The 17218-nt window shown below is 59.1% G+C and carries 13 protein-coding genes; 2 read left to right on the forward strand and 11 right to left on the reverse strand.

All coding sequences use genetic code 11. The features are described 5' to 3' along the window. Window positions 1-30 precede the first annotated feature (30 nt). The 4 genes from mgrA to add form a co-directional block, all read right to left on the reverse strand. The gene (gene mgrA / locus GB927_RS21605; RefSeq protein WP_256119276.1) at window positions 31-1065 is read right to left on the reverse strand and encodes an L-glyceraldehyde 3-phosphate reductase; all 1035 of its coding nucleotides are present in this window, start codon (window positions 1063-1065) and stop codon (window positions 31-33) included. A gap of 72 nt (window positions 1066-1137) precedes the next feature. Beyond that, entirely contained in the window at window positions 1138-1659 is a 522-nt protein-coding gene (locus GB927_RS21610) for a flavin reductase family protein (RefSeq protein WP_256119277.1), read from the reverse strand. After that, window positions 1656-3032, reverse strand: a complete 1377-nt coding sequence (locus GB927_RS21615) for an NtaA/DmoA family FMN-dependent monooxygenase (RefSeq protein ID WP_256119278.1) — start codon at window positions 3030-3032, stop codon at window positions 1656-1658. Before GB927_RS21615 ends, GB927_RS21610 begins: the two co-directional genes overlap by 4 nt. Continuing rightward, the gene (gene add, locus GB927_RS21620) at window positions 3029-4033 is read right to left on the reverse strand and encodes an adenosine deaminase (protein ID WP_256119279.1); all 1005 of its coding nucleotides are present in this window, start codon (window positions 4031-4033) and stop codon (window positions 3029-3031) included. The genes GB927_RS21615 and add overlap by 4 nt, the downstream gene beginning before the upstream one ends. A gap of 122 nt (window positions 4034-4155) precedes the next feature. On the opposite strand from add, the gene GB927_RS21625 reads away from it, so the two are divergent. Both GB927_RS21625 and GB927_RS21630 read left to right on the forward strand, forming a co-directional pair. Further along, entirely contained in the window at window positions 4156-5052 is an 897-nt protein-coding gene (locus tag GB927_RS21625) for a LysR family transcriptional regulator (protein ID WP_256119280.1), read from the forward strand. A gap of 283 nt (window positions 5053-5335) precedes the next feature. Further along, window positions 5336-6133, forward strand: a complete 798-nt coding sequence (locus tag GB927_RS21630) for a LysR substrate-binding domain-containing protein (RefSeq protein WP_256119281.1) — start codon at window positions 5336-5338, stop codon at window positions 6131-6133. A gap of 1238 nt (window positions 6134-7371) precedes the next feature. Here the strand turns inward: GB927_RS21630 and GB927_RS21635 are convergent. The 7 genes from GB927_RS21635 to GB927_RS21665 all read right to left on the reverse strand — a co-directional run bounded on the left by GB927_RS21635 (window position 7372) and on the right by GB927_RS21665 (window position 17132). Continuing rightward, window positions 7372-7911, reverse strand: coding sequence for a hypothetical protein (locus tag GB927_RS21635; RefSeq protein WP_256119282.1), 540 nt, complete (start codon window positions 7909-7911; stop codon window positions 7372-7374). An 18-nt stretch (window positions 7912-7929) separates the two neighbouring features. Then, window positions 7930-10314 carry a S8 family peptidase gene (locus GB927_RS21640; RefSeq protein WP_256119283.1) on the reverse strand — a complete coding sequence of 795 codons (2385 nt, stop codon included), beginning with the start codon at window positions 10312-10314 and terminating at the stop codon, window positions 7930-7932. 34 nt (window positions 10315-10348) lie between these two features. Continuing rightward, window positions 10349-11377, reverse strand: coding sequence for an AAA family ATPase (locus GB927_RS21645; RefSeq protein ID WP_256119284.1), 1029 nt, complete (start codon window positions 11375-11377; stop codon window positions 10349-10351). 259 nt (window positions 11378-11636) lie between these two features. Then, window positions 11637-12749, reverse strand: a complete 1113-nt coding sequence (locus tag GB927_RS21650) for a YiiX/YebB-like N1pC/P60 family cysteine hydrolase (protein WP_256119285.1) — start codon at window positions 12747-12749, stop codon at window positions 11637-11639. Window positions 12750-12986: 237 nt separating this feature from the next. Then, window positions 12987-14978, reverse strand: coding sequence for an ATP-binding protein (locus GB927_RS21655; RefSeq protein WP_256119286.1), 1992 nt, complete (start codon window positions 14976-14978; stop codon window positions 12987-12989). A gap of 192 nt (window positions 14979-15170) precedes the next feature. After that, window positions 15171-15971 carry an abortive infection family protein gene (locus GB927_RS21660; RefSeq protein ID WP_256119287.1) on the reverse strand — a complete coding sequence of 267 codons (801 nt, stop codon included), beginning with the start codon at window positions 15969-15971 and terminating at the stop codon, window positions 15171-15173. A gap of 30 nt (window positions 15972-16001) precedes the next feature. Then, complete coding sequence (locus tag GB927_RS21665; RefSeq protein WP_256119288.1) at window positions 16002-17132, reverse strand: RHE_PE00001 family protein; 1131 nt, start codon at window positions 17130-17132, stop codon at window positions 16002-16004. Window positions 17133-17218: the final 86 nt, after the last annotated feature.

Below are 17218 nucleotides of genomic sequence, written 5' to 3' on the forward strand. Positions count from 1 at the left end.
GCACCCGTACTCAGTCTCTTTGGATTCAGATCAGGTTTCGCTGGAGCGATGCCAGAGATTAATGTCCAGATCGATCGCATAGGTGTCGATCAGAGCAAGCTCCTCGGCGTCGAAATCGAGGCGATCGGCCGCCGCTAAGTTTTCCTCGAGCTGTTTCGTGCTGGACGCGCCGATAAGGGCGGAGGTGACGGCCGGCCGGCGCAGGGTCCAGGACAGCGCGAGCTGCGCCAGCGTCTGGCCGCGGCCGGCGGCAATCCGATTTAGTTCCCGGATGCAGCCCATCGTCTTCTCATTGAAGAATTCCGGGCGAAGCGAGCCCTGGCGGGCACCCCTTGAACCTTCCGGCACTCCGTTGAGGTAGCGGCCGGTGAGAAGGCCCTGCGCCAGCGGCGAAAAGGCGATCACGCCGGCCCCCGTCTCCTGGGTTGCATCCAAAAGGCCGTCGCTCTCGATCCAGCGGTTGAACATGGAATAGGACGGCTGATGGATGAGAAGCGGCGTTCCGAGCGACTTCAGGATGGCGGCTGCCTCTCGTGTGCGCTCTGCCGAATAGCTAGAAATGCCGGCATAGAGCGCCTTGCCCGACACCACCGCCTGGTGGAGCGCACCCATGGTTTCCTCGAGCGGGGTCGATGGATCGAACCGATGCGAATAGAAGATGTCAACATAGTCGAGTCCCATCCGCTTAAGGGACTGGTCGAGGCTGGCTAGGAGATACTTGCGCGCGCCCCATTCTCCGTAGGGACCCGGCCACATGTCATAACCGGCCTTAGTCGCGACGACCAGCTCGTCGCGATACGCCCGCAGGTCGTTGTTCAGAATGCGGCCGAAATTGGTTTCCGCGCTGCCGTTCGGCGGACCGTAGTTGTTCGCCAGGTCGAAATGGGTGACGCCGAGGTCGAACGCCCGGAGGATGATCGAACGCTGGGTTCCGAAGGCTACGTCGTTTCCGAAATTCTGCCAAAGGCCGAGTGAAATGGGCGGCAGTTTGAGACCACTTCGCCCGACGCGGCGGTAGTTTTGGTTGTCATAGCGGGTTGCAGCGGCTTGGTGCGGGTCTGTCAATTGATCTTCCTCTGATCCGGTCCGTCGATATGTCTGGCAAAATGGGCGAGCGCGTTCGCTCCCGGAACGGCGTCAGCCGTCCGCGCTCGAAACTTGGAGCTGGCGAAACGTTGAGCCGTAGAACACCAGCGGGGGCAGCTCGGGATCGGCCCCGCCGCGATGCACTTCAAGAAGCGCGATCGTATGGTCACCCGCCGGGAGTTCGTCGGCGAAGCTGCATTCGAACCACACGGGTGCCTGGGCGATGAAAAGGGCAGAAGAATCCGCGTGGCGCAGTGGGATCTTCTCGAACCGAGAAGCGATGGACTTCGACGAAATTTGTCTTGCCATCTCGCCTTGGTCCTCCCCGAAGACGGAGATGCCAATCCTGTGCGCGCCTTTCAGTTCGGGCCACGTAGAGGACTGGCGGCGGATGGCGCAGGACACCAAAGGCGGCTCCATGGAAACTCCAACAGTGAACGACGAGGCAACCATTCCCTTTGGCGTTCCGCCAACGTTGGCCAAGAGCGCGACGACGCCCGACGGAAAGTAGGAGAACATCTTACGAAGATGCGCGGTGTCGCCTTCGTAGGGGGGAAGTTCGGCCCTGATCATACTGCCTTCCTCGCATCCTTGACGTCGCCGTCCCTACGGTATTTCGCGGCGGGATGGCTTGCGGGAAGCCTGCTTTGTCCCGTTCCGAACAGGCGTTCGCGAAATGTGCCTCGACTGCGCTCGCTACGGACGATCCCGATCCTCTGAAGCTCTGGCACAACCATTTGTCCCAGTTCCTCATAGGAGCCTGGAGAAACGAACGGCGTGTAGTTGAACCCGTCGAGATCAGTCGTTTCCAGGATCGCGACAATCTGGTCGGCGACGTCTTTTGGCTTGCCCACGAGAATCAATTCGCGCATCCCGCGGCGCAGGAAGTCCAGCACAGCCTCCTTGACGGAAATGTCCTTATAACGTTCCACTTGGGTGCGGCTGCCCTCCGTCGTGACGTTCGAGAACGAGGACGCCGGATCAAGCGATGACAGGTCGACCCCCGTCATCATGGCATAGTAGGCGCGCGCCGCCTCGGGATTGATCCAAGAAAGGTATTCCTCGAGTTTCTCTTCGGCTTCTGCCTGCGTGGGAGCGGTCACCACCGAGAGCCCGGATATGGCCTTGATCGACGAAGCGTCGCGCCCGGCATCGACCGCAAGTCGGCGCAGATCTTGAATCTGATCGCGGAGCATCTTGTCGTCCTTGCCCTGAACGAAGGCGATCTCCGCATTCGCTGCCGCGAAGGCGCGGCCTGTGGACGAGGCCCCCGCCTGTACTAGGACCGGCGTTCTCTGCGGTGATGGCTCAGAGTTGAAGTATCCGTCGGATTTGAAGAATGGCCCGTCATGCGCGACTGTATGGACGAACTGCGGATCCGCGTAGATTCGCTTGGCCTTGTCAATGAGAACGGCCCTGTCCTCCCATGAACCTTCGAAGAGGCGGTAGCTCAGATCGAGGAAATCCTGGGCCATCGCATATCGCTGATCGTGCGGCAGTTGCGTGGTGCCGAACAGCTTGGATACGACGGCGCTACTTGTGGTGACAACATTCCACGCGACCCGTCCCGCCGTGAGGTGGTCCAACGTCGCGAAACGACGGGCATTGGCGTAGGGATGCTCCCAGGACGTCGATGTCGTGACGATAAAGTTGAGGTCTTCGGTGGCGGCCGCAAGCGCCGGTATCAAGGGCATGGGATCGTTCTTCGGAACCTCGACCGCCTGCTCGAACGTGACCGCCGGCACTTCGCCGTTCAGTAATGGGTATCCGTATGAATCGGCGAGGAACAAGAAGTCGAAATATCCGCGCTCCAGCGTCCTGGCGAGTTCTATCCAGTAATTCAATTCCTTGTATCGATACGTGTTCTGTTGCGGGTGTGCCCAGAGCCCTTGGCTCGTGAGGTTGACCTGATTGATCTCGAATGCACCGAGAATGATCTGCTTCATGGACTGTTCTCCTCCTTCAACCACGCTGCCACGCCCTCCAGGAGGCGCTGCCTTGTTCCGCTGCTCATGCCGGTGGCAAGCGCGCCGGCGCGCGCGAACGACGCGATCTCAGGGTCCGAAAGCCCCCAGCTTTTTCTCGCGATTTCGTATTGATCAGTAATACCGGCTTTGAACCAAAGAGGGTCGTCGGCATTCAGTGTGATCTGGATTCCGGCCCGCAGCAGGCGGGGCGCCGGATGGTCTTCCACTTTTGAGATGATACCCAGCCGATGATTAGAGACCGGACACATGTCGCATACGATCTTTTCATCAGCGAGCCGATGAACCAGTTCGGTGCATTCAATGGCGCGGAATCCGTGTGAAATCCGGGTCGCGCCCAGTTCGTCTAGCGCCTCCGTAATGCTTTCCGGCCCTCCCGTCTGGCCTGCATGGCTTACAATGGGAAGCCCGGACGCCTGCGCAATGCTGGCGGACGAACGGTATCGCCGCAAGTTGCCCGGCTCAACAAAACCCGCAGTCCCGAGCCCGGTCACGCCCCGCCCAGCATGACGAGCGGCCACGTAAGCCAGGTCTTCCGCGATCTCCAAATTTTCGTCCGTATTGATCGTCAGGAGGGCGCCGACTTCGACCCCTGTGTCCTTGCCGGCCTCGCCGAACGCGGCCAGCATCGTTTTCGTCACCTGTTCCAAGCTTCCAAGCCGAGGCGAATAAAGCTGTGGTTCGATCGCGGGTTCAGCATACACCACACCCTCCGCTGCTTCCGAATGAACGAGCGCCCTGCAAAGTCCTGCAAGATCCTCATGGGTCTCCGCGAGTTTCGGGACCGTCCCGTAAGCATCGAAAAACGACCATACATCCGGAAAATTGTCCGGGACAGAGAAATGGACCCCGCGGCGGCGGGCAAGAGCTTCGACGGCATAGCCAGGATAAGATCCGTCGAGGTGCAAGTGCAAATGAGCTTTGGGTAAGTTTCGAAGATTTCGTGTCTTTTGCTTCCACATGTCCAACTTTCTTGCTTAGACCCCGCTTTCATTCGGATAGTGGTTGACACAACGCGTTAAAGCGAGCTCTGTTTGCGAGTTGGCATATAAGGCATGATTATAAGAGGAACTCCTATAGACCGATGGCTGATCTCGATCTACGCCTTCTCAGATACTTCGTGGCAATTGCGGAGCAAGCCAGCTTCAGCGCAGCAGCAGAACGCCTCGGTGTTTCCCAGCCGGCACTCAGCCAGGGCTTACGGCGACTAGAGGACGTTCTCGGCGTCGAGCTAGTGGGGCGTGCGCCAAGGGGATCAACAAGATCATTGGTGCTGACTGAGATAGGCGCCGTTTTTCTTGAGGATTCGCGCGAACTTCTACAGCATGCCAATCGCGTTGTAAGGAAGGCGAGCGAGCACTCCGTACGGACTTATTTGAGGGTGGGGTTCGGTTCGAGCACACCCAATCATCTGCTGAGAGCGCTCTTGAAGGCGTCCGAAGAACTTCCACGTGTGGAAGTGTCTCTGGAATTCGTGGGCTGGGGAGGCGAGATGGCCGCGCTCGAACGCGGAGACGTATCCATGGTGTTTCTTCAAACCCGCAGCGAGATCGAAAGCGGCGCCGTGGAAGGCGTGCGGCTACTCTCGATGGAACGCCTGGCGGTCTTTAACGCGGATCACCACCTGTCGTCCTACCCCTCGATAAGCATTTACGATATGGACCGGGAGCCGATCATCGACGCTGCATTCGATAGAGACTACTGGCTTGCCATGCCAAGGCCCTCCGGCCGTCTGCCAAATGTCGTAGGGCCGGCAGCACGCACCGTAGATGAAATGTTGACACTTGTAGCAGCGGGCAAAGGAATGGCGATTACCAGTTCCACAGTTGCAGAGAAGCATCGTTGGCCGGAGCTAAGATTCGTGCCAATCATCGACCTTCCGCCGGCCCACGTGTTTTTTGCGACGCTGAAATCCGAAAAGCGCAAGGAGGTGCGCCAGTTGCTACAGACGCTAGCGAAGAATGCCGGCCCTCCGGGCTAACAGTAGGTCAACGAGCGGGAGAATGCGGGAATCATGCTTGGCGGGTGCGGCTGAGCAGGAAGTCCCCTTAGGACCGCGCCGTGGCGCTAGCATCTGGGTAGGCTCTCGTAGGGTGTCCGACAGCCGTGCTGTCAAGTGCGCCGCTGATTGTTCGAAAAGTTGACGCACAGGGCACCGCAGATGACGCAAGCTTGCAGAAAAAATTTCGCCGCTCGTCATGAGATGCGAACCAACGCCCTTTTGTTTTGGTTTTCTTGGCGCCCCTTACCTGGGAGAAGCACCCGTGGGCAAGCGAGGGCGGCTGGTTGGGGCCGCTAAGCTGATCGGCAGCTTCAGCCGCCCCTTGTTCGAGCGAACTGCGAACCGGGTTACCTTGACTCCGGATGGAAATGACTTTCTTCCGACTGTGCAGGTCTCACTTGGATCGATCGAGAGCAAGGCTCAGTCGATGTTCGGGCGCCAGCGGGTCGAGCAGGTCACGCTGCTGGCGAGTCAGTTGATGTCGATGAGCTGGCTCCCGCAGGTTCTGGCTGCCTTCGAGATCGAAAATCCATCCATCCGAGTCAACCTTCTGATGGAGGGGGCGCAGCGAAACGCGGATCCGGATCTCATGATTAGATTCGGCGAGGAGCCCCATCTCGTCCGCCACCCGATGTGGCTCATGGGACTTTCGCATGTCGTAGTGTGCCGTCACGAAGACCTTGAGACATTGCAGACCATGGAAGATTTGCTGACCTTCCGTCTCTTCGACGTCGCCTCTCATGCCATGGGATGGACAGCACTCCTGAACCACAACTTCGGTCCGGTGAGTGGACGGAGCACCAAACTGGAGGTGGTCGACACGACTCCTTTGGCGCTCATAATGGTGAGTCAGGGACTGGGACTGGCGATCGGTCATCTTCCAGTCTGCGGTCCCCTCGCCGCATCGTTAGGACTCAGGATATGTCCACTGGTCGCGAAGACGCCCGGCCCAGGAAACTACTATTTGGAACAGCCGGTCGGACGTCCGCAGCGGCCGGCCGTTCTCCGATTGGAACGTGCTCTTCAGGAGGCGGCACAGGCAGCCATGCGTGCAGCATGACAACTGGCGGAACCGAACCCACGCTGCCGCCCTGGTCCGGGGAAGGCGTCGCCCGGCTGTAGTACTTTCTGAGCGGATGATCGCTGCGGTAGGAACGAATACCAATGGATTGAAGATCAAGGAAGTCGTCCGGATCATCAACGATATCGCTAGTCGGTTGCAGGTTATCGGTCACTAACCCGTCTCGTGTCCGTGCTCCGTTTTCTCGACCGGGCCGACGATGCCGCCTCCTGCCCGTATCGTCCTTTCCATCGCGTGGCATATCAGTCTCACAATTTCGACAGGCCGGGTTGCCGTCGTTATCCATTCTGCACTGACACCGTCCCCGATCGATCACCGACGGACGGGTCCGCTGCTGCTTAATCCGTAAGCGCGCGCCCCGCAGGTGACGACGACACGTTTGGGAAGGGTGGAGAGCAAGAGGGCGCGCATTCCGGACGTAACCACACTAGCGAAGTGGAGGGACGGCGGTTAGAAGCTCAGCGGGTGGCGGCACGAACGACCGAATTGAAGGCGCATTCCGGTGTCGGCCACTCGAATAGCAGACTGACCGCTCCCAGGAACCAAAGCCGGTGGTGTGAATGACCGATATGAAGGCGCAAAGCAGTCGTTCTGCGCTTTGCTGCGAAGCTGTCTTTTAAAGATCGACACCACACTCAAGGCCAAGATCAGATCTTATGATGTGATAGGATATGAACCTTCGACCCCGTCATTCAGTCGTTATGTTTGCGCCGAATTTCCCTGTGAGGGCAACTACCTGCTCTGGGGAATGGCCGAAAGGGGCCGAAAGCACCCGTTGTTTTCCGTTTCATCAGTTGGAAAAGCTACTGTTCGGACAAGCGCATACGCTACCTTCTTGAAGGAGGTGCCGTTCGGGATCGCGATGGAGTGCCTGGGATTGCTTTCCTTGCGCTGTCATAAGTAGCCCCATCGCCGATCATTCAGCTTTCGCCATGGATGCCTCTAAGATGCCACTGGTTGCGCCTCTGCCTCCACGATAAACCGTGCCCGCTCGTACGGCTCGAAGCTCCGGAAACGGCGCGCGTTGACGCCGTGCTCAAGCCATTCGATCCAATCGGCTTCCGCAAATTGTTTTAGATCAGATCTGTCGTTCCATACCTCTGTCCCGCCGCGCGAAGTGTCGTTACGGCCGCCCAAAGCTGGAGGTTTGGCGGTAACCGGCTTCAGCAACCGGACCGCATTCAGTTAGAAGAGCCGGCCCTTGCGGATCACAGCTTTCAGGCGTCCGGGATACGAAGCGGCTTAACGTATTTGGCGACATCGGCCGGGCGAGGAAACTTCTGACTTAAAAAGCCAAGGACGGTCGCGCAAAGTCCCAGCGACCAAGCGCACCGCGCGGGCGTAAAGGCTACCGCCTCATCGCACGGAACATCCTGGTTATCATCCTGAATATGGACCTTGTTGCGGAACTTGCGCAAGGCGTGCAGCTCGTCATAGATCCCTCCCTCAAGCTCGTCGAGCAGACCGTACTTGCGCATCACATCGATGATGTTGTTGAGCTTGTCGATCTTTTTGCCTTCGATTTCCTGCCGGTCGGCTTCGGCAATGTTTGGCACACCTTCCCGATTGAAATTCTGTGCACGATAGATGATTTGCCCCAGCGCTGCTTCGAGAATGGCCCCGACTTGCACCACCACGAGCTTATTCAAGCCGCCGTCGCCATTATGGTCACAGAGCGAGCGCAGAACGCCAGCGTTGTAAACGAGGTTGTCCCCTACCTTGAAATCGCCAATGAAATTTGAAGGTATTTCGACCATAATGTCTCTTCTCCCCAATTATGGAGCGGCTCGTTGCGCCGGTCGCGGTTGAACGCGATTTCTCACCTGATCGTAAATTCTGAGCTCGCCAGGCATTTCGAGTGTGACGGCCAAACCGAAAGGAACCAATTCGTCAACGGCGCCGGCCGGATCGGGTTCCCTTTGAATTTTCAATCGCAAGCTCATACCGTCGGCGACGACCGCGGCTTGTTGCCCGCTCCACACCCGCATAAAGACGGTCCCGCGATTGGTCTGGTTCCCATCCGGTTGCAATTGATCAGCGGAAACACCAAGACCCGCGATCTCGGCCGGATCGAGGATCTTCATCCTCACAGCACGGTAGGATTTCCGACCGGGCACGACCGGTGTAAACCAGGCCAATGTGGCAGACACCGAGTGGGCACGTGCCTGTCCGCCGATGGCCGCCGGTATCGGTACCAGTACATCGACGCTCCGCTCCCGCCCGAGCGAACCAACACACCAGAAGGTGGCGCGGTCCGCGGCACAGGCGACGGCATCGTCGCTGTCAAATACACCATATCCCAGGAAGCGGCGAATGTTGTCCTTTTGACGCGGAGCCTGACCCTGGCCGAATGGCCCCAGTAGCTCTTTGACCAAGCCGGCCGCCGCATTCGGCCAGCGCGCTGGGTGCACAAGCAGAGCCTTGATGAGGACGGCTCGCTGGGTATTGGTCAGCTGCAGAAATTCCTGACCGTAGGCCATTTCCAAAGCATCGTGGATGCGGTGCGCCGTTCGGGAAGCAAGTGCCGTTGCCGCACTCGTCCCGTTTGTGAACCCTTCGGCATTCTCGAGGCCGGGGCGTGGCGGCGCGGCAACTTTGAGGCCCGCTCCTCGACTTGCGCCCGCCGGCGCGACCGTGATGCTCTCGGCGTTGGCGACGACGCGGAGGTGTTCACGTGCGCCCGGCATAAGAATGTCCGGCTTAACGGAGCCTGCGAAGCCGGGCCCCAGGGCGCTGGACGGGTTCGCAATGTCGAGCTCGGAATAGGGGTTGACGTTAACGCGTGCCGAGGCTCGCTCAGCCGTCGGCACCCAATCCAGGTTTCTGGCACCGATGGTCAACCCATTGATCGTTTCGGACGGGGACAACAATCGACGGTCGGCGACCACTGCTGCAACCGCGTTGAGCACGCCTCGGGCGCGCTGATCCGCATTGGCATCCTCGAACGCGACCCTGTTTGCGAAGGCCGCGACAGGGAATTGTGTCGTGATATTGCCTGCGCTGACGAGGAAAAGGATACCGAAGCGGTATGCCAGCCTGTCGAGAAGTCTCGCCCAAGGCGACAGCTGGCCGTAGAATGGGCGCCGGACATTTCCGAGTGAAATATTGATGATGATGACATGCGGAGCCGAGGGTTGATTGCCCGCGCGCATACGGATGACAGCCTGATAGATCAAATCGATGATCAGCCTATCCGGCGGAAAGCGGTCGTTGTCGCCTAGAACAGGGATGCAGTGCACTTGACGAGGCAGCGGCCGCTCCGACCTGTTGCGATCCCCGTGAACAATGAGGGAGGCCATGGCCGAACCATGATAGCGGTGCGCCACAAGCGCGCCGGGCTCTAGCCCGAAATGATCTTCCACGCTCAAATGCGGTTGAAGCAGCGGGTGCCCCGCGACGGGGACACCATCGAGAAGCGCAAGAATCGGAGCGGCGGCGACAGGTCCCGGCGCTGGCGCGGGAGCTGCCGGCAAAAGATCGCTGGCGTCAATACCGGTGACGACACTCTGCGGGCGAATGTGCATGATAGGCTCGACACCGGCCAGGCTGCCGGGGGCCCGCTCCACGATCGTCCGAATTGCCAAGACAGGCAGTTCGGCAAGGATGGCGTGATAAGCAATGTCATCCAGTCTGGCACGACTGAGAAGTCGACCGCCGCTCTGCCTTATCGCCTCCCCGACCGTTGCTTCACTGATCGCACCTGCCTCAGGGGATGCACGGAACACCAGTTCGATTTCAAGAGGAACCAGCTCGTCGTCCGCCCGCCCTTCGATCTCCTCAGCCAGGACATCCGCATCCAATCGCTGGACGCGATCGGCAGGACCCCAAACACGAAGGTCGCGAAGACAGGCAAAGACGTCCCGCCACGGCGTAAAGCCCTGTGGCAACACTCGGCCCGCCACCCAGGTTCGCCATAGCGACTCTATCTGTCGCAGTGCCCGCAAATCCGGTACAAGCAAGTAAGCGACGGGGGCCTTGTCGTCATCGCCCGGCAGCTCTTCCTCGTCGATAAGTTCGAGGCCCGGGACGTTGTTGATCGCTCGAGCAAAGGCGGCAATGCTGCCCTTGACCTCAAACACCAGGAGTCGCTCCGGCGCCAGCGCCGCCGGGTCGGTGCGCAGCGCGAGGCCGCCCGGATCGCGCTGAAGAACGTCAGTCAAGCGTTGGAATTGCGGGCCGAAGCGCTGGTTCTGGTCAGCGGTCGAGTTTGGTTGAGGGCCGCGAACGACTGCCGGCCGGCCGGGAACTCTCGGTTGCTGGTCGCTCGGATGCAGTCTCAGTATCGGTTTGGTCGGATCGCTCGCCATTCAACACCTCGGGGCTAACTCTTGTTGCCCAGAGGTCCAGTTCTGAACGAAGTGCATCGTCGATGGAAAGCTCCCCCAAGCCCAATATTTGTCGTCTTCGCACGTTTTGGCAGAAATCCAAAGCCTCTGCAAAACTTACGGTACCCAATTTCGCGGCGATCGATTTCATCGCAGCCTTCGGCGCATCGGGCCACTGCGAGATAATGCGGTCAAGGAAGACCCCGATCCTCTGCCGGTCGGGTGCCGGGAAAGCGAGCCGCATCTGGAAGCGCCGCCAGACTGCCCGGTCCAGCAGCTCCGCGTGGTTGGTCGCGGCGATCACAACGACGTAGCTGGGCAGCTGGTCGAGCTGCATCAGCAGGAACGAGACAACGCGTTTGATCTCGCCGGTCTCATGGGTATCGCCACGTTCCTTGCCGATCGAATCGAACTCATCGAAGAAGAGAACGCTCGGGCGCGTGCGCACATAGTCGAAGAGCTTCCGCAAACGGGCATTCGTTTCGCCCAAATAGCTTCCTATCAAGGCATCGTAACGGACAACGAAAAACGGCAGCCCGAGTGCCTCCGCCACCGCTTCGGCGAAGGAGGTCTTGCCGTTGCCTGGTGGTCCAGAGAGCAGGACCCGATGGCGCGGCTCATAGCCGTGAGCGCGTAAGACGTCGGCGCGCGTGTGTTCTTCGATGAGCTGACGCCCGCCCTGCTCCACCGGAAGCGGAAGCATCAGCTGGTTGAGCTGAAGCCGTGGCTCGAGCTCGAGTATTGTGTCTTTACCCGAACCTGCCGGACTGGAGGCGGCAGTCAGCGCCGGTGGTGTTACGGCGACCGTTGAGAGCGCCCGCTCGAGCCGATCGGCGACGATGTGGTGGTTTTGTGCCCGCTCTTCAGCGACCAGCGCTTCCGTTGCGGATTTCAGCATCGCCCGATCGCCGGACGCACCGGCGCGTACAAGGGAAATGAGGAGATCGCTTCGGGCCATATCGATCGCGTTTCTGAAGGTTCTGGACTTAAACTCGCGGCAACGCGAATCGTAACTCAAATAGTTGAAAAAGTCTTCTCATGCCTACCGGTCGCAGGCCGCAGGGCAGGTCTATACATGAAATAATGGCCTCGCAACCAGTCGCATGGAATCGCGCTGCGCCCGCTCATCGGCTGAAATTCTGCCGAATGAGCAAAGCTCAGCCCAGAGACTCGAGCCGCTCGCCGAATCCCCGACGAATTCCCACACAGTCCTCGCAAAGCCTGAGCGACGGAACGCCGGGCATGGCTTCTGCGGCGTTTGCGATCCGGTAATCCGTGATCGGTTCATCGCCGCACGAAGAACAGACCAGTGCGCTCTTTTCGTTCTCGATCATGATGCGTGCTAGTGCGCCAAGACGGGGCTCGACGCGATCCACGATCGAAAACCACATGTCGGAATGCGGTCCGATTTTCTCCATGTGCAATTCGAGATCCACAGGGTGAGCGGCCGCCAACCACGCCCGAGCGACTTCCCGGCGAGAATGATCGTTGCTGACCAAAGTCTCGTAAAGCCTAATCAGCAATTGCCACGACTGCCGCGGCAAGACCTGGTGCATCTGCCTATAGTGTTCAAGGTTCACCGCAAAACGAATCCCGCCGCTATAGGCCTCCTGGACTGTTCCGATGCAATAGGCGCGAAGGTCCTGCTGGATATCCGGTTCTGTCATCGTCGCCATGAAGGCGTGGTCGTATCGCCACGGATGCGTCTCGACCTCGTACCGCCAGAGATCCAAATAGCCGGAGCTTTGGAGAACATCGGCGATGTGCCTATCCCATTCGGGATGGTCTTTGATCAGCCGGGCGAGATCCTGAAAGCTTTCGACGGTTGGGTCGAGCGATCGGGCTACATCAAGGACTTCGTTCTGGGCCTTATGCGTCATCGCGATTGGATTTGGACGCCGGGCCATCGTCTCGATCTCTTCTTGCGATACAACCTCCGTCTGCAACGCCAGCTCGACCAAGAGCGGACTGACCCGCAAACCCTCAGGCGAGCAGTAATCTTGGTCTCTCACTAGTTGGATACCGACGCTCTGATAGGCCCGGGCGACCAGCCTCGAGCAAAACAGACGTTTGGTGCGAAGTTTTGGGCCTCCTGTAACCAAGGCCACTGCCTCAGGTAGCGAATATCGCGTCCCAATCTGGGATCTGGCGTAATCGGCGACCTGGGCGATCACGTGAGCGGGCAAAGGGGTCTTCAGCCGAAAGGCAGAGACTTTCTCATCGTCTTCAAAAAACTCGCGCTGGATGTTCCGGGCTTGGACACCATCCATTGTCGAATCGATGAATGATCACTGCTCAACACAGACCATCGCATGAGAAACGACACCCCTTGTCGCCCGGCGAATGAACTTGCTCCCCTTTCCCGGCCGAGCAGTCAGGATGATGTCGCCCGGGAGGAGGCTCTCGATTTTGATCCGTCTCACAGAGGTTTCCTTTTGCGATCAACTCGTCCGATGCCATTTTTTATCCCGTCTGGCGGGATAGCGGCGGAGCAAACAGCCTCGGCCTCAGTCGCCGGGGTCGCCTTCGGTGTCGGCTTTCTCTTTTCCGGCTTTGACGATGGACGACTTCAGAAGCGCGATCTTCTGTTCGATTTCTTCGGCAGAAACCTCGACGCGCAGGCGCTCCTGAATGAAGTTAAGCCGACCTTCGCAATCTCGCACGATTTCGGCCCAAGTTTTTACCCAGACCTTGTGGTTCTCCTTGTCGAGGAAAAGGCCCACAGGCCTGCCGGTCTGCGTGACCCGGTCCTTGACGTAGTCATCATACTCCGTCGTCACCAGGTAAAAATTCCACGCCGTGGACGTCGTTGAAAAGTCGGGCTGTTTGATCAAGGCTTGGACGTAGTCCTCAAGCTGATCCAGTTCTTTCCGGGTGACTGTCAGCGACGGGCGTTTCAACTCTATCAAAAGAAAATCGCGATGGCCGGGATCGGCATGCGGCACCATCCTGCCCATGAAAGAATCGATGCGACCAATCTTACCATCGGGCTTGCGCCCTTTGCTTTTCCGGGACCGGGCCTTGCCGAGCTCCTCGGAGACGCGAGCCATGATTTTCGTCAGACCCGATTCCTGCATCGTGAAATGGAAATTCTCGCCGAAGATCCAAGTGTTCTCGCCGACCAGAACATCGAGTTCGCCGCGCTCCTTGATGGTCGACCTGTGCTTCGGATCAAAGACCATCTCGCGCAATACCTGCAGGGTAACGACACGCTCGGCAATCAGGCTCGATGCCGAAATGATATGTGAGAGCTGCGTCCGGTCCAGAAGCTCTGAAAAGTCGTCCTGTTTGCTCTTTGGAAGGTTGAACACCGCCCGCAGGATGCGCGTCACCGATTCCGGATTGTGCGCCAGTGCTTCCTTCAGAAGACCCAAGGTTATCTTCTTGAGCGCATTTTCGGCTTTCTTGAAGTCACGCGAATAGGACTGGACGGCGTGGGTGGCGATATCGAACACTTGTCGTTCACGGCGCTCGATCTCATCCTTTGGGTCGCCCTCATAAGGATAGACGCCTGCTTCCTTCAACGACTGGATCAGTTCGCTTGATTTTTCGGCCTCGCGGTCCCGGAAGTAATCGCCGACCTCATCTCGGATATAGTCGACGACGCGGGTGAAGTCAGGATCACCGAGACCGTCAAGTTCAAGCAGGTTGGCGTTGGCGATCTCCTGAAAGAAAGGCGAATAGGCGTACACCGAAAATGAGTAGTCCGGCGCCGTGATGTTCGCCGGAAGCGTCCCCAGGACAACCCCAGTTTCTCCGCCGAAATGAATACGCCGGATGGAAACCTTCGACTTCCATTCGATCACCTTGAGCGAAAGGTCGCTGATGACGCGCGTCGCGCCGACAACGGACTTGGTCTTGAAGTCATGCGATCGCTCGATCGACGCCTTGGGATCGACCGGGATGCCGTCGTAGCGGATCTCCAAGTCTGGATATTGAAGCACGTAGGGTGCAAAGGTCGCGTTGAAATCGGCCCGGGCTTGCTCGCCAGTCAGCCATTCGAAGCCTTCCTTGAGATTTGTGAGCTCGACGACAGTGCCGGTCTCTGTCGCCGACACTTCGATAGGCTCCGACACTGTCCCCGTATGCAGCTTGTCGGCGTCAACAGAGATCGACAGCGACAACCGCTTGCCGTCGCTTTCATAAACCGTGCTCCAGTTCGCCTTTTGGGCCAGCGAGAAGAACTTCAGACGGCCTTGGCCTTCTTTCCCATGGATGGCCCGCGAATGAACCTTGGTTTGCCGTGCCTGGCGTTTCCAGGATTCACCCAGGCTTTCGAAATCATGCTCGGCCCGATCTCTTGGGATTCCAAGCCCATTGTCGCTAATTACAATGGACTGGACGCCGTCAAGCGGATTTCGCGGGAAATCGACGGAAACACTTGTCGCGTCCGCGTCCAAAGCGTTCCAGACAAATTCTGCGATGGCCTTGACCGGGTCGCGTGTGCTGGCCACCTTCTCGAGATGGTCATGCTTGGCCTTGAGCGTGATTGTCGACATCGATGTCCCCGTGCTTGCTCAACACCAAGCAGACAGGCCGACAGGCTGTCAATCACAGTCTTTGTGGTTTCTACGCGACCGGCGCGTCGCCGTGAGCAGTCAAAGCCTGCCGGGACCCTCGGTCGGCCGTCAACGTTCGATCGATGGCGGCCGGCCTCTCCGCGGGGCCGAGGCACGCCCCGCCTGTCCCCTTTATTGGCGTTCAGTGTCGTGCCAGATCTCCATGATAAAGGTCACAAGGGTATGTGCCGCAGTGACCGCAAGACGAGCTTCCGAGACCGATATCTTCGGAGGTGCTATCCCTCTTCCGTGCGCAGAACCGATATGTGTCCGGTAGGCGCCGACGCCATCGACAACCGATGCCAATCCCTGCAGCATCTTTCTCTGATCTTCAGCAAGCGTTGCGTCGGGGTTCAGGCCGAGATGGACCTGCACCGTTCGCCACAGAGCCACGACCGTCATTTTCGAGGGCAGCTCCAGCGCAAACGTCTCGATAAAGGTTTTGCAAAGGGCTTCGATGATCGCACACGCCGCCGTAATCGCGGCGTGTGGATCGCCGACCAGCTGCTGATAGGCGCGCTCGAATTCGCGCTCCACCGACGCGAAATCGCCGCGCTTTAGGAGATCGCTCAATCCCACAGCAACCGGCGCACTTCCCGCAAGGGCAATACGTCCATTCGTCTGGTACGAGAGGCTGTTTTTCGCCAAAGCATCGCGAATTCGCTGCTGCCCCTTCTCGACATCCCCGTTATACGGTTCAAGCTCCATGAAATCCTGGATTACCTCGCCGAGGACGTCCAAGGCGTCGACGCCCTGATCTTCGTTACATCTTCTAAGCCATGAAGCGCACTTCGATTCGCAATTGCCGGCTGGCGGCTCACCTGGTGCCCCGCTTTCCATGAAGAGCGTGTCGAGCTTGCTGTGCCTGTAATAATGCTGTCCGATGACCGATGCGGTTGCACCGATAACCGAGTTCGGAATCTGACGCCCCATCCCAAAATCCTCCGCCACGAACGCCTTTACCTATATCACCCCCCATGCTCGAAACCTGCCCCTCCCCGTCATTTCGCGCAGGCCCAGCTCCAAAACAATCCGCCGCGCCGCCTGCGGCGTCACCTCGAGCGTCTTCGCCACCATTCTTGCCGACACCAATGGCCTCTCCATCACCAAGTCGACGAGCTCGGGCAATTTTGAAGACGTTCGGCGTCCCTCCAGCTTTCGTTCAAACAATGTCCGGGCCAGCGCCAGCCTGCCATGCTCCTTTAGACCGAGCTCGGCGGCCGCGATTAGGCCGTGAGCAATGGCAAGCAACCGGGTCTCCCGGTCACGATGCCGGCGCCGATCGACCGGAATGGTTTTGAGGCCGAGATTGATGGCGGCGAGATGGGCACCGGTGGTGATGTCGGCCTGGCGCAAGATCGTCGCCGCCAACAACCGGCCAAGCCAGGGCGCGTGCTGCAGGACGGAAAGCTCGTTCCAGGCATCGAGGGCGACGATCGCCTGAAGCACCGCCGGCAAGCTTTCTGCCTGGCGCAGCACGCCCCGCCATTCTTCCAGCCGGGCATCCTCGTCCCAGTCGAGGTCGTAGATCATCGGATCTTTCTCTTGGCCGCCGCCACGGCCGGGCCGTGTTGCATTCTCGATTGCCGCCTCCGATCGGGCCAGAACCGCGTCGATGGCGGCATAGTCGACGCCAGGAAGGTTTTCGATGTCGCCGACGTCGTCCCCCTCCCCTTCCCGATCGTCCGCGACGGCGCGCCGGGTGGCACCGAACGCCTGCGCCTCTTCCGTGTCGGCCGACGTAATCTCTGCGGTTTTTCTGAGAGTGCGGACGCCGTCTGCCGACAATGCCCAGCCGGGGAGTTGGGTCGCGATGCGCCGGCGAGTTCGCAGCACGTCGCGGGCGATTGTTAGCTCATGGGTCGGTGTGCGAATATCCTTTGTCGCGTCATGGAGGACGAGGTCTTCCAGGTGAACGAGTTCGCCGTCGATCCACAGCGACGCACAGGCGTCGGTGAAATGCGTGCGTTCGATCCATCCCCGGCCGACCGGCGAACGGGCGATCCGCTCGTCGAGACGGGTCAGGGCGATGCCGGCGTCGAAAGCCGGTCGCATGAGGGCGCTCATGCTGATTTTCGCGAGATCGTAAGCCATTGAAAGTATGGTAAAGGATTTGCTAAAGGAACTCTATATGAGTATTGCAGTTCGCCACATGGTATGAATGCTGGAAGAGGCTCTAA

Origin of the sequence: Shinella lacus, from assembly GCF_010994755.1 — a bacterium.
Lineage (GTDB): Bacteria > Pseudomonadota > Alphaproteobacteria > Rhizobiales > Rhizobiaceae > Shinella > Shinella lacus.